The organism is Flavobacterium sp. PL02, from assembly GCF_035013205.1.
Lineage (GTDB): Bacteria > Bacteroidota > Bacteroidia > Flavobacteriales > Flavobacteriaceae > Flavobacterium.
The window spans coordinates 21,758-42,404 of the sequence record NZ_JAYGJP010000006.1 but is presented as its reverse complement, the minus strand read 5'-3'; the positions used below and the strand labels follow the sequence as shown (position 1 = coordinate 42,404).

Genomic DNA, 20,647 nt, shown 5'->3' with positions numbered 1-20,647 from the left:
ATTAATTTTGCTAAAAACAATAGTAATGATGAGAAAAAATATTTTAGTAATTGGAGGAACAGGATTAGTAGGCAAAGTTATTTTACGTATTCTTAAAGCAAGAAATCCTGATTACAATCTATTTATAGGGAGCCGTCAATTAGGAAATACGGCTAATGATTTGGTTATTGATGTGAATAACTCAAAAACATTTGATTCGATTACACACAATAAAATCGATTTGATAGTAATGTGTACTAAAGATAGTAACAATGCAGTTCTACAATTTGCAATACAAAACAAACTCGATTATATTGATATTACAAAACCAACTCCAGATTTAACTGTAGCTTATAATTTGGCTATAGCAAATAAGCAAGACGTAAATAGTCGTATTGTTTTTAGCTCAGGTTGGATGGGAGGAATTGTAGGTAGTTTGATTGATTTTGTAGAACCTGATAAGCGTAAAATTCAAGAAACCAATCTTTATATCTATTATTCGGTAAAAGATTTAGCGGGGAAAAGCTCCGCCAATTTTTTAGCCGAAAATGTTTGCAAACCATTTATCGTTTATAAAAATAATAAACCACTGGAAGCAAAACACTTTTTAGATTCTGAGAAGTTTAATTTTGAGTTTGGGATAGGAAAACGCCAAGCTTATAATCTGGATGTTCCGGATTTGTTTATTTTAAATCAGGTAGAAAAGATACCAACGGTTTCGGTTAAGATGACTTATAATTCTAAATTTGTTACTAGTTTAATGGGGTATTTTCAATCGCTTAAGATTTTTAATATTATATCTTTAAAAGAAAGACAATTGATGTTTGGTTCAAGTGGAAACGGAGATCAAACTGTTTTTGAAGTTATTATTAAAACTCAGGCTAAAACAAAAAAGATTAGCTTACAAAGTAGTAAAGGTCAAGCCGAATTAACTGCATTTTCTACTGTTTTGCATATCGAAAAGATGTTAAGTGAGACTTTATCTGGCGGAATCTATTTTAGTCATCAAATGCATTCATCTAAAGAAGTTTACGAAGCATTAAATAGTTATAACACAATCAATCTTAAAATAAGCTAGCAGAACATGAAAAATATTCTAATTATAAACGGACATCCTAATCCAGCGAGTTTTAATTTTGCTTTAGTCGAAGCTTATAAAAAAGGAGCATTAAAAACTGATGCTAAAATAGAAATAATTACAATTGCCGATTTAAAGTTTAGCCCCAATTTACAATTTGGTTACCAAAAAAGAACCGAATTAGAACCTGATTTAATAGAGTCTTGGGACAAAATAAAAAAAGCAGACCATTTGGTTTGGATTCATCCAGTTTGGTGGGGAGGTTTGCCAGCAATAACCAAAGGGTTTATTGATCGTCTTTTTTTACCAGGAATGGCTTTTCAGTACCGTGAAAATTCCGTTTGGTGGGACAAACTTCTAAAAGGTAAAACGGCTCATATTATTACAACTCTCGATCAGCCCGGCTGGTATTACAGATTGGTTTTTGGAAGACCAAGTGTGAACCAGTTAAAGAAATCGACTTTAGAATTTTGTGGTATAACACCAGTTAAGGTGAGTTATATTGGAGTTATAAAAACATCTGATAATAACCAAAGAGAAAAATGGTTGACTAAAGTTTACAATCTTGGATTAAAAAATAAGTGATTTTTTTTGCCACTGATTTAAATGATTTATCCCGTCCCGATATTTCGGGATTGGGATTGAGAACCTAGCATAAAACCTTTGAACCTTTGCGTCTCAGAACCTTAGAGTCTTAAAAAAAAGCCTTTGAACCTCTTTTAAAATTACCCTTGTAAATCTAATCCAAATGTTGTTTTTAAAAGTTCAATGTTTGGATTTATTTCTAATAAACGGTTGTAACGATCCTGGTCATTATAGCTTCTTTTGCTTTCGTAAGCTTCATTTACAATTACATTAATTGTGATATCATGATTATGCAAATGACCTCTTAAGTGACCTAAGATACCGTGCATTTCTTTCTCAAAATCAAGTTTAGAACCTTCGTTGGGTAATTCGATGCTTATAGAAGTTCCGTTTAAAACAGGATCGTTTATAAGTAATAACGATTCCATTATCTTAAATCCTTTTTCACCTAAACGTTGTGCATACTTATTCCATTGCAATAACATTTCAGTTTCAGTAAAATCTTCCGTAGGTAAATCAGCTGTAGTAGGTTTTACGTAAGATTTACTGCTTTCTTCTAATTCTTTCTTCTTACGAATACTCGATAATGAAAATGCCGAAATACCAGATATTGTTGTACTTGGTACAACAGGTGCTTTCTGTGGGGCTACAGTTTCTGCTTTAGCAGGTACAGGAGCTACATTGGGTGTTACGGGTACAGAAGTTTGTTCTTTCTTTTCGGCAGAAGGTTTAACTTCTGTGATGGAGAAAGTAGGATTTCTATAATAAGTAGGCGGAATTATATATTGGTCAACTTTTTTTTTTCTCCATCAAAATTGATAGAGGCCAATTGCATTAAACTAAGTTCAACCAAAAGACGCTGGTTTTGACTCAATTTGTATTTTAAATCACAATCATTAGCAATTTCAATTCCTTTAAGTAAAAATTCCTGAGAAGCTTTTTGAGATTGTACCCCATACATTTGTTGCGCTTGTTCACCAACTTCTAGAAGTGATAAAGTAGCAGGAGTTTTGCTTACCAATAAATCTCTAAAATGCGATGCTAAACCAGCAATAAAATGATGTCCATCAAAACCTTTGGCTAGGATATCATTGTATGCCATTAATAATTCAGGAATTTTATTTTCTAAGATAAAATCGGTGATAGCAATATAGGTTTCATAATCTAAAACATTCAGGTTTTCGGTAACTGCCTGGCGTGTTAAATTAGTACCACAATAAGAAACAACTCTATCAAAAATTGATAAAGCATCACGCATAGCGCCATCTGCTTTTTGTGCAATAATATGTAGTGCATCGTCTTCAAAAACAACACCCTGACTTGTTGCAACTTCAGCTAAATGTTCTTTAGCATCTTTTACGGTAATTCTTTTGAAATCAAAAATCTGACAACGAGATAAAATCGTCGGAATGATTTTATGTTTCTCTGTTGTTGCTAATATAAAGATGGCATGTTTAGGCGGTTCTTCTAATGTCTTTAAAAAAGCATTAAAAGCTGCCGATGATAACATGTGGACCTCATCTATAATATATACTTTGTATTGTCCTGTTTGTGGCGGGATTCTAACCTGATCGATCAAGTTACGAATATCGTCTACAGAGTTGTTTGAAGCAGCATCGAGTTCGAAAACATTAAATGCAAAATCTTCATTAGGATCATCATAACCTGGTTGGTTTATTTTTCGTGCAAGAATACGAGCACAAGTTGTTTTACCAACTCCACGTGGTCCTGTAAATAATAAAGCTGAAGCAAGATGATTACTATCTATGGCATTAAGTAAAGTGTTGGTAATGGCTTTTTGTCCCACAACATCCTTAAATGTCTGCGGGCGATACTTACGGGCCGATACTACAAATTGTTCCATAGTTTGTTTATTGGGTAGCAAAGATAAGATTTTTGTTTATTTTTTTAGGGGTATTTTGTTTATTTGATGAATATCTTTTTCTTCAGAATTATAAAGATTAAAAATGAAAATAATAGTATATTGACAATCAAAGAAATGATAATATACTTGCTGTAGCTTTCTATTTTTAGATCTGTTTTTTCTTTTTCAGAAATTATATTTAGAGAGGATTTGTATGTTCTTAATCTCTCTAATTGTTGAATCCAGTCTACAATGTTTTGATTTTTATTTTCTAAAAGATATACCTTTTGATATAAATCTCTAAGGTCAACATCTTTTATTTCATAGTATCTAGGTGGTGGTGGAGTTGGATAAGCACCTAATAATGATTCTAGTCCCATACTTGGTGAACACATGCTGATGGTAATATTTTTATTGTTTGTATAGTTTGTGTTGTTAGTATAGTTTGCATAAACAATCCAAAGTTCTTTTTTTATTGGGAAGACTGAGCAATTACTTGCAGTTGAGCTTCCACTAATAGAAGATGAATTAATTTCTCCTTTAAAAAGTTCTAGAATTTTAAAAGTAAAATTCCCTGATATGGTATCAGACTCTACTAATTCTCCATAGAAAACAATATCATAATTTTTTAGTCCTTCAGTAACCATTGTTTCTTTATTATGTGGTTCACATTTACAAGAATAGGTATAACTATGATAGCTAAAGAATGTCAAGAATAAGAAGTACTTTAATTTCATGGAGTTGATTTTAATACAATAATACTATTTTTAATTATAGTATTAAGAGGTTAATGTAACTCAAATAAAAAACGGAAATAACTATTTAAAGTTATTTCCGTTTTAGGTTAATACTAATAAAAACGATTGTATTTATCTAGTATATACAGTTATGATCCCTGCAGCATCTTTTAGTTTTAACTCGCTAAGAGTTAGGTTTACTATATCCTGAGTTTTAGATTCGCCATCAATAACTGTTGTTAAGTTATTATGCGATCTGGAATAAATTCCAGCGCTAGTTGTTAATGCACAAGCACTAATTGTAGAATCATAATCTCCTTCGGTTGCAGTATTATCAAGTTTAAGTTCGAGATAATCCTTATTACAGCCTGTTTGATTTTGTGGAGCATCTACCAAAGTTTCTGTTCCGCTAACAACAGTACCTACTTTACTAAGATCCCATTTTCCTGATAGAGGTATCAGTGTTTCTCCTTCGTTGTCATCACTACTACATGAAGTTGAAAATAAACTGATACTAAATAATATTGCGAGTAATATGCTTCTGTTTTTCATTTCAAAATCTTTAAAAGGTTAGATGCTAATATAGTTGCAATACAAGGAAGTAATGTTGTACAATTTTTGATTTTATTTATATAATTAGTTGATTTGTAGTAAAATATAATTGGTAAATGTTGTTTTTATCTATTATATTTATAGATAATTTCTATTTTTTGCTAAATCTGAATTTTATAACAACTAAGTTGGATTCAATTTTTTAAGAAATAATATTAATGGTTCTTAGGTTGGAAATACTCGTAGTTACTGAAAATAGGTGTTGCATAACTAAAAGTTTTAGAGTTATTCAATACTTTGACTTTTAGTAATTGATTAAAATTTAATTTGTAAGATAATTTGTAATATTTTGTTGTTTTGTTCGTTAACTTTAAATCGTTTAATTAATTTTAAAAAAAACATGATTATGAAAATTAAGTCTATTTTGTTAGGAATGAGTTTAGCTTTTTTATTAGTGGCTTGTGGTCCCAAAGATGCAGATATTCAAAAAGAGATTGCTGCAAAAATGGGTGACATGCCAGGAATGGAAGTTACTGTAAAAGATGGTATAGCTACTATTTCGGGAGTTTGTAAAGATGCTGCTTGCAAAGAAAGCTGTGAGGCTATTGCAAAAGGAATTAAAGGAGTGAAATCGGTAGTGAATAACTGCGAAATTGCTGCTCCTGAGCCTGTAGCTACTGCTGCACCTGTTGTAATTAATGCCGATAGTGTTTTAAATACTTCGATAAACGAGGTAGTAAAAACGTACAGTGGTGTAACTGCTACAGTTTTGGATGGTGTAGTAACACTTAAAGGTGATATTAAAAGAGACCAATTACCAGCTTTGATAAAAAGTGTACAAGAATTGAAACCTAAAAAAGTTGAAAACAAGTTAACTATTAAATAAAGATTTTATGAGTTTACAAGATAAATACAGAGAATTAACAAGTTTAGCTACTGATTTAGGTATCGCTAATTTGCAAGTAAGAGAGCAGGATAATGTTTTGTATGTTGATGGAACTGCAAAATCTGCTGAGGACAAAGAAAAACTTTGGGCTGTTTACGGAAAAATTGATCCTGATTTTAGAGCAGCTGATGTTGTTATGAATATTGCTGTTGCAGAGGGAACAACAACAGATTATACTGTTGTAGGTGGTGATTCCTTATCAAAAATAGGTAAAGCGCATGGAGTTTCATGGCAAGCCATTTACGAAGCCAATAAAGATGTGATTAAAAATCCTGACCTGATTCAAGTAGGTTGGAAATTAAAAATACCAACGGCATAATTTATTATGTTGTTGTTCTTAAAAGTCTGTCATTTTATGACAGACTTTTTTCATGGGTTTAGGTTACTTAGTTGGTTGTGTTATGATTATGTAAATAATATGAATCAATAAATGCTTTTTTATATTAAAATCTATTATTTTTATATGTGAAATTTATGCACTAATAGAACTAAATGAATTAATTATGAGAAAAATAAAACTCTTGCTTTTTTTACTTCTGGTAAGTAATCTAACTTTTGGACAAAGCAAGGCAGACGAGGATTCGATTAAAGCAATTGTTGAAAGCGCTTATATAGGCGGAATACACAATGGAGGGCCAATTGAAGATATACGAAAAGGTTTTCATCCTACTTTTAAAATGCTACGATTAGATAACAATGATGTTGTGTCGGTTACATTGGAGGAATGGATAATAGGAATCGAAAAGGGACGCAAGCAAAATGCTGATAAACCGATGATAAAAGCTGAAAGTGAATATTTGAATATAATTGTGTCAGGAAATGCAGCTACAGTTGTTATGAATGTATCTAAAAACAAAAAGAAGATTTTTACAGATCATCTGACCCTGTATAAATTTTCGGAAGGTTGGCGAATTGTTTCAAAAGCATTTTATAGAATCCCATAATTTTAGATATGAAACTACTTTTATTGACTTTGTTATTAATTACAACATCGGTTGTAAAATGTCAAAACGCAACTACTGTATCTGACGACGGTAAGGCGACTCCAGTTTATGAATTACGTATTTATGAAATATTCGAGAATAATAAAAAGAATTTTCATGATAGATTTAGAGATCAAGCCATGCAGATTATGAAGAAATATCATTTTAAAATTTCTTCGATTTGGGAATCAAAATCGGATAAGAAAACAGAATTTGTTTATCTTTTAGAATGGAGTGATGAAGCTACAATGAAGAAAGCTTGGGAACAATTTCGAGCCGATAAAGAATGGATAGAAATTAAAAAACAAACTAGTACTAAATTTGGTGATTTAATAGGTAATATTGAAGATCGAGTTTTGACAAAAATGGATTATTCGCCATATTGATTATTTTAGTTGTTAGCTAGCGCGAGCGTCCCGCTCGTGACTACAGTGTTAAGAAAGTCATCAAAATCTTGCCTTAAAAATGTTCACGAGCGGGACGCTCGCGCTAGCGTGGGAAATACTGTACCGAATAATTCTCACGCAAAGTCGCCAAGCCGCCAAGTTTACGCCTAAAATCTTTGCGCTTTCGCGTCTTTGCGAGAAAACAATTAACCATAATTAGCTCAAAAAAGGCTTGTCTTAACGTTATTGCGAGCTAGTGTTGGGGATTAAAAGAAAAGAAAAATGACTAAACAATTTAGTTGAAATTTGAGATTATATATTCTGATGAAAACCCAAATCCCTAGCCCTGATAGAAGCGGCATCCTTTTTCTGGCTTTTTTTTAGCCAGAAAAAGATACAGCGGAGAGCAGGAATAGCTCCTAAATAAAATTATCTTCCTCTGATGCTTAAATCACTTAATATTTTTGCAGTTTCAGAATCGGAATTGGCTGAAAACCCAGCAACATAAACACCTTTTTTGCCCGATGTAGATTTTATTCCATAAACCACGGCTTCATCGCCTGGATCTGATTCGCCTTCGTATCGATACACATGTACGATTTCAAATTTTTCGGGATTTTTCTTTATTACATCTTCATTTAGATTAAAATCGTAAGTAAATCCTTTTTCGTTTAATTGATCCAAAGCTTTGGATACAGTTGCGTAGTGATACATTCTAATCATGATAAATGAAATTTTGGTGGTTAACGTTTAAAGATAACTATTTTAAAATTAAGTGTTTGTAAAAGGAGTGTTAAAGTAAATTTTGTAATGGATAAAAGAGAGCAATAAAAACGCTAAATTTGCCCCGCAGACCGCCTTATCGTCGCTCATTTAGGTGAGGGGAGGAAAGTCCGGACACCACAGAGAAGCATAGCGGGTAACACCCGTCGGCGTTAGAAATAACGTTAGGACAAGTGCAACAGAAAGTATGTACAGGTAATGCTGTAGTGAAAACAGGTAAACTCTATGCGGTGAAATATCAAGTATATCAGCATTTAAGGGCTTCTCGTTCGTTGCTGAAGGGTAGATAGCTTGAACTTATGAGTAATTGTAAGTCTAGATAAATGATAAGGTATTGTTAGCAATAACAAGAACAGAATCCGGCTTATAGGTCTGCATTTTTTATATTTGTGAGAGTATCAAATTTATTTTCATAAAATAATCTTCTCAAGTTATTTCTGAAAAAACCAAAATAGGAATTAATTTCTTATTACTTATGGGATATAAAATGGATGCGTAGATTGTAGCTATTTACTTTTTTTAATCTGTGTGAATCTTTTAATCCCTATAATTATAGGGAGTGGCAAAAAAAATACTAGAAATGAAAACAAGAATTGGAATTTTAGGTTTGGGTGGAGTAGGTGGTTATTTTGGAGGACTTTTGGCGAAAGCCTACGCCGAAAACGATGCTATAGATGTGGTTTTTATTGCGCGTGGTAAAGCAATGGAAGTTATTGCCGAATCGGGTTTGAAAATTATAACGGATGAAGGAGAAACGACTGTTTTTCCGACTGTGGTATCTAATGATCCTGATGCAATAGGGAAACTAGATTACCTTATTTGCGCTACTAAAACCTATGATATCGAAGAGAGTCTTGATGCTATAAAAAAATGTATTACCAAGAATACGGTTATTCTTCCTTTATATAATGGCGTTGACGCTACGGAACGCATTAGTACTATTTTTCCAGATAACGAAGTTTTGCAAGGTTGTGTGTATATCGTTTCGATGATTGCTGAGTCTGGTGTTATTAAAAAAACAGGTATTTACGAAAAGTTGTTTTTTGGTTCTGATAGTGCTTCGGTTTATAGAATGAAGGCGTTGCAAACTATTTTCCAGAATGCTAAAATCGAAAGTTACTTGGTAGATAATATTGAAGAAACGGTTTGGGAGAAGTTTGTTTTTATTTCGTCTTTGGCTTCGGCTACTTCTTACTTGAATCAGAATATTGGTGAAATCATGGAGAATGCTTCTAGCCGAAATTTATATGTTTCGTTGCTGAATGAAATCACTATGATTGCGGCTGTAAAAGGACTAAATCTACCTAATGATATTGTGATGCAAACTATTTTGAAACTCGAGAAATCGCCTCTGGATGCAACTTCGTCTATGCACCGTGATTTGTTGGCAGGAAGAAAAATTGAACTTTCGTCGCTTACTGAATTTGTGGTAAATGAAGGTCTGAAATATGAAATTGAAACCCCAACGTATCAGTTGATTTTGGACAAATTAGCCAAACACGAGAGTAATTAATCTATTATTTTAAATTCCAGTCCGATATTACGGATGCTATCAATGCTAATTCGGGAATCGTCTTTAAAGTATTTCCGAATTTTACTGATATAAACATCCATGCTTCTGCCCGAAAAAAAGTCGTCATTTTTCCAAATCGATTTTAGGATTTGTTCTCTTTTTAGCATTTGGTTTTTATGCGTGTAAAAGAAATGGATAAGTGCAGCTTCTTTCTCTGTAAGTTGTTGGTTTTTGTTGTCTTTTCTTAAAGATAATCGTTTGGTATCGAATAAATAAGATCCGATTTGTAACTCATTGGTTTCTGAGAAAAGCGGTGTTTTTTGTTGACTTCTTTTCAGGATATTATTTAGGCGTAAGATAAGTTCTTCGGCTTCAAAGGGTTTTACAATGTAGTCGTCTGCACCAAGTTTTAACCCAATTATTTTATCTTCTTTTAGTTTTCTTGCAGTGAGAAAAATGAATGGAACTTCGGGATTGATTTTAATGATTTTTTCGGCAAGTGTAAATCCATCAATAATAGGCATCATAACATCGAACACGCAAATATCGAATGTTGTAGTTTGAAAAATGGCTAACGCTTCCTGACCATTTTCGGCCCAAGTAACATCATAATCATACAATTCCAGGTATTGTTTGAGCACGTTTGCAAAATCGGAATCATCCTCTGCCAAAAGTATTTTTTTCATTTTTGCTGTATTTTTTTTTGCCACAACTTACACGAATCGGCACTAATTTTATATGAAATAATCTAAAAAAACCTGTGTTAACCTGTTTAATCTTTATAAAATCGATCTAACTCTTTGCGAAAGGGACGCGGATTATACGGATTCGCTAAGGCGAAAACACGGATTAAAACGGATTTTATTTTTGATTGTTTTTAAATCAGTTTTAATCCGCGGCTTTACTTTTGTAAATTCGTATCATCCGCGTTCCTTTATAGACAATTTAAGCTAGCAACTTTTTATCAAAGTCCCAAAACACTTTCTTGGTCTGAAGCTGAAAATTTAACTTAACGGAATACTAATATAAAACTTAGCTCCTTTTCCTAAATCGCTTATTACTGCAATCGTACCTTGATGTGCTTTGATGATTTGGTTTACATAATAAAGCCCTAATCCTAAGCCTTTAGAGTTGTGTAGATTGCCTTGTTCTACACGATAGAATTTATCAAAAAGTAAAGAATGTTTGCTTTTAGAAATCCCGATTCCGTCATCCTGAATACTAAGATTAAATTGGTTTTGGTTTAATGTGGTTTTTATGATAATGGTTTTCGAGCCATATTTTACTGCATTTTCGAGCACATTTAAGATTGCTGTTGTTAAGTGAAATTTATCTAATACCAGAGTAGTTTCGCTTGTGCCAAAATGGGTTTCTATCTTAACCTTAGGATATGCAATTTTAAAATCTTCGATAATTGCATTTAAGAAAGACTCGGTAATAATCTTTTCTTTCTGCATTTCCATTTCATTTTCATCTAGAGAATTTGCCAGAACTTGGTCTATCAAACTCTGTAAACGGTTGTTTTGACGCGAAATGGTATTAAGAATCGAGTTGAAATGAATTTCGTTGTCACGAATATCTTTTCGCTCCAGTATTTTAGTAGAAATTGCCAGAGTTGTTAGCGGAGTTTTGAGTTCGTGAGTGATGTTATTGATGAAATCGGTTTTAATATCGCTTACTTTTTTCTGTTTTATCAGTGCTTTTATAGCAATTACAAAAAGTGTTATTAAGGTTAAAATCGATAGTAGAGACAGGAACAAAATCATGCTCATTCTTTTTAGGATTATCATTTCCCAATCGATAACCGATACGTACATAGAATCTTCGGTAAGCAAATTATAATCTTGCATTTGTGCTGTTCCGTTTGTTGTACCCACATAATTACGAACTAAAAAAGCATTGTCTAGCGAAGCCAGATTACCATATAATTTGTTTTTTATAAATGGTTTTTCGGAGAAAATTGTATCGGCTTTTTTAGAACTATTGTAGATGATGAATTTGTTGAGTACTATGGCAAAATCTATAGAGAAATTGGGAATTTCTCGATTAAACTTCTGTTGCAATTTTCGGGTTAGTTCACCACGAAATTCATTTTGAAGCAAAGCGGTTTTAATGTCCGATTTTGTTTTCTTATCATGTATATAATTCTCGGCTAATTGCTTGTATAGATGTTCTTTTTTGTTGACAATTGTCGAATCGATATCGCTATAATCATTTGTGATGAAAGCAATTTCATTCTTAATCTCTGAGTGAAACTGTGCTACTTTATAATCATAAGTTGTTTTTACCAAATAGCATTGCACAACAGATAAAACCACCAGAGCGATGGCTGATAAAAAGATTAATAAGTTGATTCTCTGTTTCATTTCATCCAATAAATACATTCCAAAAATAAAGCTTTTATCTTTTAATTTATGTATTAACCCTGCATTAACCTACGATTAACTTTCGGCAGTGTTTTTTAGAACCATTTTTGCAATCGAATATATAGAAAAATACAAATTATGAGAAAACAATTATCAATGTTGATTCTATTTGGGATTACATTTTGTTATGGGCAAAAAATGGAAAAAGTAACGGTTGATTATTTAGATACCAATGATATATATGTCAATGACGAAGACTCTCAATCATTGCATTATTATAAAATGGTTCCAAAAAAGGATATTATTGGGGCATTGGTGATTTTGTCTTCTGGAGGAGAATCTACAGAAGATTTATTAAAACAAATAACACTACATGAGTTGGCTGTTAAGAAAGGAATCTTGGTGATTATTCCTTCTATAAATTGGAGTACGGATAGTAAAGAGGCTGAGTTTTCTTTTTTGGACAAGATTTTTAATGAAATTGTAATAAAGCATAAGGTTTCGAAGGATAATTTTATTTTAGGAGGTTTATCTAATGGCGGTATAATTTCTTTGACTTACGCTGAAAATGCGATTAAAAATCCAAACAAATTATTTTTAGTTCCTAAAGGAATTTTTGCTTTGGATGCTCCACTAGATCAAACTCGTTTTTATAAATATTGCGAAAGAGAAATAAAAAGAAATTTTTCTGAGGCGGGAGCAAATGAGGCAAAATGGATAAAGGGTAATTGGGATAGTTTGTATGGCGGTTCGCCTGATCAGTTTCCTGAAAAATATATTGATGCTTCTATTTTTTCTTTTGGTGCAAAAGATGGAGGCAATGCAAAATATTTAAAAAATATGCCTATTCGTATGTATACAGATCTAGATGTTAACTGGTTAATTAATGAACGCCATCGTGATTTGTATGATTGGAACGGAATAGACATAGTTGCTATGATAAGTCAATTGAAAGCTTTGGGTAATAACAATGCAAGTGTAATTATAAGTCAAGGAAAGGGCGTGAAGTTAAACGGTACTAAAAATCCGCATTCTTGGTCGATATTGAATACAGAAGATTGTTTGAATTGGATTCTTAATTTACTTAAAAAATGATCAAAATAATAATAATTGCCATTTGTCTTCTTGCTTCTGTATTTGGATATGCACAAAACGAAACACCAAAAGATAGTATTTCGAATAAATTAGAAGAAGTCGTTATTAGTGCAAAAGCAAAAACTTTTTCGAACCAAAACGGAAATATTAAAATAGATGTTGCTAATTCTGTTTATAATTCGGTTCCTAATACGCTGGATTTATTAGCTAAACTGCCAACTATTATTGTAAGTTCAGACAAAGAGAACATCTTGATTGTGGGTAAAGGAACTCCTCTTATTTATATTGATAACCAAAGGGTAGGAATGAATGACTTAAATACGTTATCGGTAGATGATATAAAGAATATTGAGATTATCCAGAATCCATCGGCTAAATATGAAGCGGAAGGACGTGCAGTAATCTTAATTACGAGAAAGTTTAGCAAAAAAGATGGTTTTAAAGTGGATGTCTCTGAAGTGGCTTCTTTTAAGAAAAAATACAATAATTATCTCGGGTTTAATTCTAGTTTCAAAAAGAATAAACTCGAATGGAAAGCTAATTTTAACTATAATCTATTACAGCCTTGGGAGAATCATAGTATCGATTATCAGATTGCGAATGCTAATATTGTTTCGGATTATGATGTAGAAGCTTATACAAAACGCAAACAGTATATTTTTGGCGGAGGATTGTTTTATAAGATAAATGAGGATGATTATTTATCGTTTAATATAAACAGTAAGTTGCAAAAAGACACTTTTGATATTAATACGAGTACTTATAATAAAAAAGATAATGTCGAAAATAACGTTTTGACCTTTAGTGATAATGATAGTAATAAGGATTTCGTTAATGCATTTTTAAATTATTCTAAGAAAATAAAAGCCATCGATACACAGATTTTTACAGGTTTGCAATATTCAAATCTTGATCAGGGGTTATGGAGCGCAGTCGAAAACAATTTTAATGATACGGAGTTTGGTTTGACTCAAATCCGAGATCAAAAGTTTAAAGTTGGTATTTTTTTAGGAAGAATAGATGTAGAGAAAAAGTTTAAAAATGAAATGAAACTCGAAGTAGGAGGATTGTATTCTTCTGCCGATTCAAAATCTGATTTTGATATATTTTATTATGAAACCAATAAAAACATATTGAGTCATTATGATTTTAAGGAACAAAATTTAGCGGGATATAGTCAGTTATCGGGTAAGATTAAGAAAGTTGATTTTTCAGTTGGAATGAGAGTTGAAAATACGAATGCAAACGGAAAATTTAAAACAGATTTATTGCCTTTGATTGATAAGAGCTACACTAATTTTTTCCCGAAAGCACAACTTACATTCCCAATAGATAGTACAAAAAGCATTAGTGTAAATTATGCCAAAAGTATTTCGAGACCTAATTATTCTTCTTTAAGTCAGGGATCAACATATATTAATCCTTATTTTTTATACGGCAGAAATATAAATTTAGATCCGACTATTATCGATGAAATATCTTCTACTTTTCAGTATCATGACAAATCGGTTAAGCTAAGTTATTATCAAAATACAAATCCTGTTTATAATAGTTTTATATATGATGATGAGCAAAACATCATGACTTTTAAAGATGTGAATTTTGATAAGGAAACTGGATTTAATCTGGACTTTACCTTGCCTTTTAATTACAAATTTTGGACAATGACAAATTCATTAGTTTTTGTTTTAGAAAAAATAGAAGATAAGTCAGCTTTGTTTTTAGCTTCAAAACCTTACTTGTATTATTATTCAAATAATGAATTTAAACTTCCTAAAGGATTTACTCTAACTGTTTCTGGTTGGGGATTAACTAAACAAAATAAAGGTGTTTTTGAACGAAACGAAAGATTTGTTGTAGATATGGCGCTTTCTAAGACTTTTTTCAAAAATTGGGATTGTACTTTAACTTGTAATAATGTTTTTAATAACAATATCCAAGAAGAGCAGTTTACGATTAACAATGTTAGTTCGAAAGCAAGATATCAGGTAGATTGGCATGAAATTTCGATTTCGGTAAAGTATTCTTTTGGAAAAATAAAAGATTCCCAGTTCAAAGAAAAAAATGTAGATGATTCAAACAGAATTTGATAAGTTTTTTATTTATAATAGAATTTAAAAAAGCAAAGCCCCTTGAATTTCAAGGGGCTTTTATATTATGATAACTTGGTTGTTAATTAACCTTCGTCTTCTTCGGTACTTTTTGTTGCAGCTTTAAGGCTTATTTCTTCATCTTCTTCTGTCGAATCAAATTCGAAGAAACTAAAAAATGAACCACCATAACTTTTCTGGAAAGAGAAATTACTTAAATGCTCTAGTTTAGTGTATTTAGAATGTTCGATAATCATCATTCCGTCTTCTTGCAGAAGTTCTCTTTCAAAAACTAACATTATGATTTTTTCAAATGTAGCCTGATCTAAAGCATATGGAGGATCGGCAAAAATAATATCGTATGATGTTTTACTACTTTCTAAAAATTTAAAGACATCGCTTTTTGTTGCTGCAATATTAAAGTCATATTCCGCCGCAACTTGCTTGATGAATTTTACACAACCAAAATCACCATCTACAGATGTAATCGGAGTGCAACCACGAGAGGCAAATTCATAACTGATGTTGCCTGTTCCTGCAAATAAATCTAAAACTTTTAAGCCTTCAAAACTAAAATGGTTATTCAAAACATTAAATAATGCTTCTTTAGACATGTCAGTTGTAGGTCTTACTGGAAGGTTTTTTGGTGGAAAAATGCGTCTTCCTTTGTATTTTCCTGAAATGATTCTCATGATTGAAAAAGTATAAAATGTTGTTGATTTTGCGCTGTAGAAAAAGAATTCCTGCTTTTTAAATTAGATACGTCAAACAAGGATACATTTCGGATATACTTATAAGCGATTGCAAAAAAATCGTCTTTTTCAGAAATCGTTCCTAACAATTCAAGTTTAAAACTCTCAGGATTCATATTAACTTGTTCTGCTGTAAACAGTAAATAATAGATAAAATCCTCAGGAGTTTGATATTCAAAAGAATTAAATAGCAATAGTTTTTGGTTTTGAACGACAATGATTTCGAAATGTCCTAAGTTAAAATTGACAACCATTGTTTTATCGTCATTGTTTTTGGATCCATCCAAAAGTTTTTCGACAAGAATACTATTGGCGTGTTTGTATTCAAAAGTGCCAAACTGGTCAATAAAAAAGTTATTGATATTTACATACGGAATGTAAACAGCATTCATTTGATAATTAGAGATTTCGTCGAAAGCAAAAAAATCAGTTTCAAAAACTTTGGTATTGTATTGTAAATAACTGCCTAGAAAGTTTTCGTCAAAAAGGGCAGTAGGAACAAACGTCGATAAATTGTTGTTATGAATTATCGTTATTTGATCATAAGAATCTTTAAGCTCTGGATGTTTGCTAAAAGCATCGGCAAACAAATCTTCAATTTTGCTAGTTTTATGAGACGTATCAAAAGTGACTTCGTTTAAAGATAAAACAGTATTGTTTAATGTATCAAAACAACAAAACGAAAGCCCAGCCAGTGAAACCTGAATGGAAAGCTTTTTGTACTTTTTTGATGTTATATTTGTATTTTGTGATTGCATAAATGGATTTAGAATTCAATTCTTGTTAAGAATCAAGATAGAATTAAACGTGATGACAAACTTACAATTTTTTTTTATTCATTTGGGATTTTATGTGGTTCCCTCGCGTTTGATACCTATATTTGATGATAATTTTACATTAATATAACCGTTATGAGTTCTTCCCTGTTTTATAGTCTTTTACAAAAAAAATTCCCTTTTTCTCCGACCTATAAACAGGATATTTTTTTTCAGAAGATTGCTATATTTTTAACCGATACAGCAAATGATACGATTTTTGTACTAAAAGGATATGCAGGAACAGGAAAAACTACGGTAATTTCGACCATTGTAAATAATTTAGCCGAGATTGATAAGAAATATGTTTTGCTTGCGCCAACAGGTCGTGCTGCAAAAGTAATTGCTAATTATTCGGAGAAACCCGCTTTTACAATCCATAAAAAAATATATTTCCCTAAGAAATCTTCTGGCGGTGGAGTTTCGTTCACCATTCAGCAAAACAAGCATAAAAACACCATTTTTATAGTTGATGAGGCTTCGATGATTTCAGATAGTAATTCGGATTCTAAACTATATGAAAACGGTTCTTTATTAGATGATTTGATTTCATACGTGTATTCGGGAACCAATTGTAAAATGATTTTATTGGGAGATACGGCTCAGTTGCCACCAGTAAATTTAGATATTAGTCCAGCACTTGATATTCATACGTTAAGCGTAAATTATAATAAAGAAATTGAGCATATAGAACTTGACGAAGTAATGCGTCAGGAAGAAAACTCAGGTATTTTATTTAATGCTACGGAATTACGTGAATTACTAAAAGAAAGTTTTATTACCGAGTTTAGATTTGATGTTAAGAAGTTTAAAGATATTGTGCGATTAACAGATGGTTACGATATTCAGGATGCAATAAACTCTGCATATAGTAATTATAGTATTGAAGATACGGCGTTTATTGTGCGTTCTAATAAAAGAGCCAATCAGTATAACGAACAAATTCGTGCCAAAATTCTATTTAAAGAAAGTGATCTTTCTACCGGCGATTTCCTGATGGTAGTTAAGAATAATTATTTCTGGCTAAAAGATTCTGATGAAGCTGGTTTTATTGCCAATGGTGATATTATCGAGATTCTGGAAATATTTAGTATTCAGGAATTATACGGTTTCAAATTTGCGAAAGTAAAAATACGAATGGTCGATTATCCAAATCAGAAACCTTTTGAAACGGTTTTATTATTGGATACTATAAAAAGCGAATCACCATCGTTAACCTTCGAAGAATCGAATAGATTGTATGAAGAGGTGATGAAAGATTATGATAATGAAACTACAAAATATAAGAAATTCCAAAAGGTAAAAGCCAACGAATATTTTAATGGTTTACAAGTAAAATTCTCTTATGCAATAACGTGTCATAAATCGCAAGGTGGGCAATGGGATACAGTCTTTATAGAACAACCTTATTTGCCAAACGGTATCGACCGTGACTACATAAGATGGTTATACACTGCTATGACAAGAGCAAAAAATAAATTATATTTGATAGGCTTTAAAGATGAGAGCTTTGAGGAATAAAACACAAATAAGCACGAATTGTTTTTTAGATTGAGATTAGTGAAAATTAGTGCAATTCGTGTTAGAAAATCAGTTTTACAATGACAACACTAAACGATTTACATTCGATTTCGTCTACGTTTTCGAATACAGATAAAATGCCAGTTTTGTTTCTTGGGCATGGGAATCCAATGAATGCTATCGAAGAAAATGAGTTTGTTGCAGGATTTAGAAACTTAGCAAAAACATTGCCTCAGCCGAATGCTATTTTGTGTATTTCGGCACATTGGTACACCAAAGGAACAAAAGTCACGGCGATGGAAATGCCTAAAACTATTCATGATTTTGGAGGTTTTCCTCAGGCTTTGTTTGATGTGCAATATCCTGCCAAAGGAAGTCCGGAATTAGCCGTTGAAACTAAAAGAATACTTACTCCTGTCGAAATAGAATTAGATGAAACCTGGGGCTTGGATCACGGGGCATGGAGTGTGATAAAACATTTATATCCTGAAGCAAATGTTCCGGTGATTCAGTTAAGTATTGATTATACAAAATCGGGACAATATCATTTTGAGTTGGCTCAAAAATTACAATCCCTACGTCATAAAGGAGTTTTGATTATTGGGAGTGGTAATATTGTCCATAATTTAAGATTAGTCGATTTTCATAATTACGATAGAGACAATTATGGTTATGATTGGGCGATTGAAGCGCGACAAACTATTAATGATTATTTGCTGGATGGAAATTTTCAACCGCTTATTAATTACGAGAAAATGGATAAAGCGATTCAATTAGCGATTCCAACACCAGATCATTATTTGCCGTTGCTTTATACGTTAGGCTTAAAAGATAAATCAGAAGAGTTAAGTTTATTTAATGATAAACTCTTGGCTGGTTCATTGAGTATGACTTCGGTTAAGATTATGTAACAGAAATAGTGTACAGTTTCAGTCACAGTCACAGTTTTCTACAAAGTAGTTTTGGGCTTTGGTTTGGGAAGCTAACTTAAAAAAGTTTAGATAAAATTAAAGGATTAAAATGTTTTTTCACGCAGATTCGGCAGATTAAAGCAGATTTAATTTAAAATTAGTCCTAAATAAATCTGCGCTTATCGGCTTAAATCTTTTAAAATCTGCGTGAGAAAAATTTAATTACAGATTTACTTCGTCTTTTCTATTTATTGCTTTAAAAAAATCCGTTTTAATCTGCGTCTTCGCCTTGGCGAATCAGTATCATCCGAGTTCCTTTTTGAAGTGAGCTAAATAAAATTTTACAATCCAATAGCATAGAAATATCCATCGGCACTCCCGAAATAAACCGTATTGTTACTAATAAATGGAGAAGAAACAATTGGACCAAGTTTATAAAACTCATCCATAACTTTTTTAGTTTCTTTATATTGGGATAAATCCGAATTTTTGGCTGCGTATGTAAAGTCTAGTTGGTCATTTTTTAGAATTTCGGCAGCATGTTTTTTTCTACTATCGGTGCTTATAAAATTAGATATTTTGCCAAGCGAAAGAATATCCAATGAAAAGAAATTACCTGTAAAATCTCCAAAATAAATGGTATTTCCAGAAATTGCAGGACTTGAATATACATATCCGCTTGTTCTAAAGCGATATAGTTCTTTTCCGGTTTTAGAATCTAATGCGAGTAGGGCATAAGTGTCTGAAGTTCCCACATATATAATATTGTTCAGTATTACAGCAGAGCTGAGAATCCATGAACTTTCGGCATCGTATTTCCAGATTAGTTTTCCCGTTTCAGAATCTAAAGCAAAAAAATGAGGATCTCTGGCACCAAAATATACCATTCCATCCGCAACAGCTACAGAAGATTGAATTCCTTTGAATCCTATTTTGTCTTCGGTTACAAATTTCCATTTTTCTTTTCCTGTTTGGCAGTTTATAGCATATAAATTAGCATCCCAACTACCAATGTATAAAGTATTTTTATCTAGAACTGGCGTGCTATGAATTGGTCCTTCGGTTTTAAATTTCCAGTTTAAGCTTCCTTTTTTTGCGTCAAGCGAATATACATTTCTATCACTGCTCCCAAATAATACCGAAGCCGATTTATTGTCTTTATAAACTACAGGTGATGATAAATAAAAGTCCCATAAATCATCCATGGGTTTGTCATTTGGCTCCGTGCTCAATATTCTAAGATCACTATACCAGTTTTCTCCACCTGTTTTAAATTTCCAGACTTCTTTACCAGTTGTTGTGTTTACGGCATAATAATAGCCATCGAAACTGCCGAAAAAGATAGTGTTTTCGTAAATACTTGGTGAGTTATGAATTGCTCCATTAGTTTTGAATTTCCATTTTAAATTTCCAGATTTCTCTTCGATAGCATAAAGAAATCCGTCTTCGCTACCAATAAATACAATTCCGTTTTTGGCTATTGGCGACGAGAATATTTTACCATTGGTTTTAAATTTCCATTTAATATCTCCTAATGGTAAATATCCTTTACCAGGAAATACTCGGTCTGAAAATGAGTTTATAATTGAGGATTCATTCTTTTGTGCAAATGAATTATTTATTACTAAAAAGAAATAGAGAGGGAGAAGTGCTAATAATCTTTTCATACTTTTTTTTCTCATAAAAATAAA

21 protein-coding genes and 1 other RNA gene are annotated in these 20,647 nt (G+C 32.0%); 12 read left to right on the top strand and 10 right to left on the bottom strand.

Features of this window, described 5'->3' with window-relative positions; all coding sequences use genetic code 11:
* The first annotated feature begins 25 nt into the window (after positions 1-25).
* Both SHI72_RS16540 and SHI72_RS16535 read left to right on the top strand, forming a co-directional pair.
* Positions 26-1,057, top strand: a complete 1,032-nt coding sequence (locus tag SHI72_RS16540) for a saccharopine dehydrogenase (RefSeq protein WP_323490733.1) — start codon at positions 26-28, stop codon at positions 1,055-1,057.
* Positions 1,058-1,063: 6 nt separating this feature from the next.
* Positions 1,064-1,642 (top strand): NAD(P)H-dependent oxidoreductase, encoded by a 579-nt coding sequence (locus SHI72_RS16535; protein ID WP_323490732.1) that lies wholly within the window; start codon positions 1,064-1,066, stop codon positions 1,640-1,642.
* A 140-nt stretch (positions 1,643-1,782) separates the two neighbouring features.
* Here the strand turns inward: SHI72_RS16535 and SHI72_RS16530 are convergent, their stop codons facing one another.
* The 4 genes from SHI72_RS16530 to SHI72_RS16515 all read right to left on the bottom strand — a co-directional run bounded on the left by SHI72_RS16530 (position 1,783) and on the right by SHI72_RS16515 (position 4,795).
* A complete protein-coding gene (locus SHI72_RS16530; RefSeq protein WP_082001868.1) occupies positions 1,783-2,127 on the bottom strand; it encodes a DNA polymerase III in 345 nt (114 codons plus the stop codon).
* Positions 2,128-2,420: 293 nt separating this feature from the next.
* Positions 2,421-3,506: a DNA polymerase III subunit gamma/tau gene (dnaX, locus tag SHI72_RS16525; protein ID WP_039116355.1), complete on the bottom strand. Its 1,086-nt coding sequence runs from the start codon at positions 3,504-3,506 to the stop codon at positions 2,421-2,423.
* A 59-nt stretch (positions 3,507-3,565) separates the two neighbouring features.
* A complete protein-coding gene (locus tag SHI72_RS16520) occupies positions 3,566-4,243 on the bottom strand; it encodes a hypothetical protein (RefSeq protein ID WP_323490731.1) in 678 nt (225 codons plus the stop codon).
* A 132-nt stretch (positions 4,244-4,375) separates the two neighbouring features.
* Entirely contained in the window at positions 4,376-4,795 is a 420-nt protein-coding gene (locus SHI72_RS16515; RefSeq protein ID WP_039116357.1) for a lipocalin family protein, read from the bottom strand.
* A 406-nt stretch (positions 4,796-5,201) separates the two neighbouring features.
* Between SHI72_RS16515 and SHI72_RS16510 the strand changes: the two genes are divergently transcribed.
* The 4 genes from SHI72_RS16510 to SHI72_RS16495 all read left to right on the top strand — a co-directional run bounded on the left by SHI72_RS16510 (position 5,202) and on the right by SHI72_RS16495 (position 7,110).
* The gene (locus tag SHI72_RS16510; protein WP_086896426.1) at positions 5,202-5,681 is read left to right on the top strand and encodes a BON domain-containing protein; all 480 of its coding nucleotides are present in this window, start codon (positions 5,202-5,204) and stop codon (positions 5,679-5,681) included.
* Between the two features lie 7 nt (positions 5,682-5,688).
* The gene (locus SHI72_RS16505) at positions 5,689-6,060 is read left to right on the top strand and encodes a LysM peptidoglycan-binding domain-containing protein (protein WP_039119312.1); all 372 of its coding nucleotides are present in this window, start codon (positions 5,689-5,691) and stop codon (positions 6,058-6,060) included.
* Between the two features lie 184 nt (positions 6,061-6,244).
* Positions 6,245-6,685 carry a nuclear transport factor 2 family protein gene (locus SHI72_RS16500; protein WP_323490730.1) on the top strand — a complete coding sequence of 147 codons (441 nt, stop codon included), beginning with the start codon at positions 6,245-6,247 and terminating at the stop codon, positions 6,683-6,685.
* An 8-nt stretch (positions 6,686-6,693) separates the two neighbouring features.
* The gene (locus SHI72_RS16495; RefSeq protein WP_323490729.1) at positions 6,694-7,110 is read left to right on the top strand and encodes an NIPSNAP family protein; all 417 of its coding nucleotides are present in this window, start codon (positions 6,694-6,696) and stop codon (positions 7,108-7,110) included.
* A gap of 429 nt (positions 7,111-7,539) precedes the next feature.
* On the opposite strand, the gene SHI72_RS16490 is transcribed toward SHI72_RS16495, so the two are convergent.
* Positions 7,540-7,833: a hypothetical protein gene (locus SHI72_RS16490; RefSeq protein WP_039116360.1), complete on the bottom strand. Its 294-nt coding sequence runs from the start codon at positions 7,831-7,833 to the stop codon at positions 7,540-7,542.
* Between the two features lie 123 nt (positions 7,834-7,956).
* Here SHI72_RS16490 and rnpB point away from each other — a divergent pair.
* Together rnpB and SHI72_RS16480 are read left to right on the top strand one after the other, a co-directional pair.
* An RNA gene (rnpB, locus tag SHI72_RS16485) (RNase P RNA component class A) lies at positions 7,957-8,276 on the top strand.
* A gap of 197 nt (positions 8,277-8,473) precedes the next feature.
* A complete protein-coding gene (locus SHI72_RS16480) occupies positions 8,474-9,406 on the top strand; it encodes a 2-dehydropantoate 2-reductase (RefSeq protein ID WP_323490728.1) in 933 nt (310 codons plus the stop codon).
* Here SHI72_RS16480 and SHI72_RS16475 read toward each other — a convergent pair.
* Positions 9,403-10,092, bottom strand: a complete 690-nt coding sequence (locus tag SHI72_RS16475) for a response regulator transcription factor (protein WP_323490727.1) — start codon at positions 10,090-10,092, stop codon at positions 9,403-9,405. The two genes, SHI72_RS16480 and SHI72_RS16475, sit on opposite strands and share 4 nt — an antisense overlap.
* 318 nt (positions 10,093-10,410) lie before the next feature.
* Positions 10,411-11,772 carry a HAMP domain-containing sensor histidine kinase gene (locus SHI72_RS16470; RefSeq protein ID WP_323490726.1) on the bottom strand — a complete coding sequence of 454 codons (1,362 nt, stop codon included), beginning with the start codon at positions 11,770-11,772 and terminating at the stop codon, positions 10,411-10,413.
* A gap of 138 nt (positions 11,773-11,910) precedes the next feature.
* On the opposite strand from SHI72_RS16470, the gene SHI72_RS16465 reads away from it, so the two are divergent.
* Positions 11,911-12,867 carry a hypothetical protein gene (locus SHI72_RS16465; protein ID WP_323490725.1) on the top strand — a complete coding sequence of 319 codons (957 nt, stop codon included), beginning with the start codon at positions 11,911-11,913 and terminating at the stop codon, positions 12,865-12,867.
* Positions 12,864-14,957 carry a TonB-dependent receptor domain-containing protein gene (locus SHI72_RS16460; protein WP_323490724.1) on the top strand — a complete coding sequence of 698 codons (2,094 nt, stop codon included), beginning with the start codon at positions 12,864-12,866 and terminating at the stop codon, positions 14,955-14,957. Before SHI72_RS16465 ends, SHI72_RS16460 begins: the two co-directional genes overlap by 4 nt.
* 86 nt (positions 14,958-15,043) lie before the next feature.
* On the opposite strand, the gene SHI72_RS16455 is transcribed toward SHI72_RS16460, so the two are convergent.
* Both SHI72_RS16455 and SHI72_RS16450 read right to left on the bottom strand, forming a co-directional pair.
* Positions 15,044-15,649, bottom strand: coding sequence for an RsmD family RNA methyltransferase (locus SHI72_RS16455; protein ID WP_323490723.1), 606 nt, complete (start codon positions 15,647-15,649; stop codon positions 15,044-15,046).
* Positions 15,646-16,467: a DUF3822 family protein gene (locus SHI72_RS16450; protein WP_323490722.1), complete on the bottom strand. Its 822-nt coding sequence runs from the start codon at positions 16,465-16,467 to the stop codon at positions 15,646-15,648. Before SHI72_RS16450 ends, SHI72_RS16455 begins: the two co-directional genes overlap by 4 nt.
* Before the next feature lie 153 nt (positions 16,468-16,620).
* On the opposite strand from SHI72_RS16450, the gene SHI72_RS16445 reads away from it, so the two are divergent.
* Complete coding sequence (locus tag SHI72_RS16445) at positions 16,621-18,045, top strand: ATP-dependent DNA helicase (protein WP_323490721.1); 1,425 nt, start codon at positions 16,621-16,623, stop codon at positions 18,043-18,045.
* Between the two features lie 80 nt (positions 18,046-18,125).
* A complete protein-coding gene (ygiD, locus tag SHI72_RS16440; RefSeq protein ID WP_323490720.1) occupies positions 18,126-18,956 on the top strand; it encodes a 4,5-DOPA dioxygenase extradiol in 831 nt (276 codons plus the stop codon).
* Between the two features lie 341 nt (positions 18,957-19,297).
* On the opposite strand, the gene SHI72_RS16435 is transcribed toward ygiD, so the two are convergent.
* Complete coding sequence (locus tag SHI72_RS16435; protein WP_323490719.1) at positions 19,298-20,623, bottom strand: PQQ-binding-like beta-propeller repeat protein; 1,326 nt, start codon at positions 20,621-20,623, stop codon at positions 19,298-19,300.
* Positions 20,624-20,647: the final 24 nt, after the last annotated feature.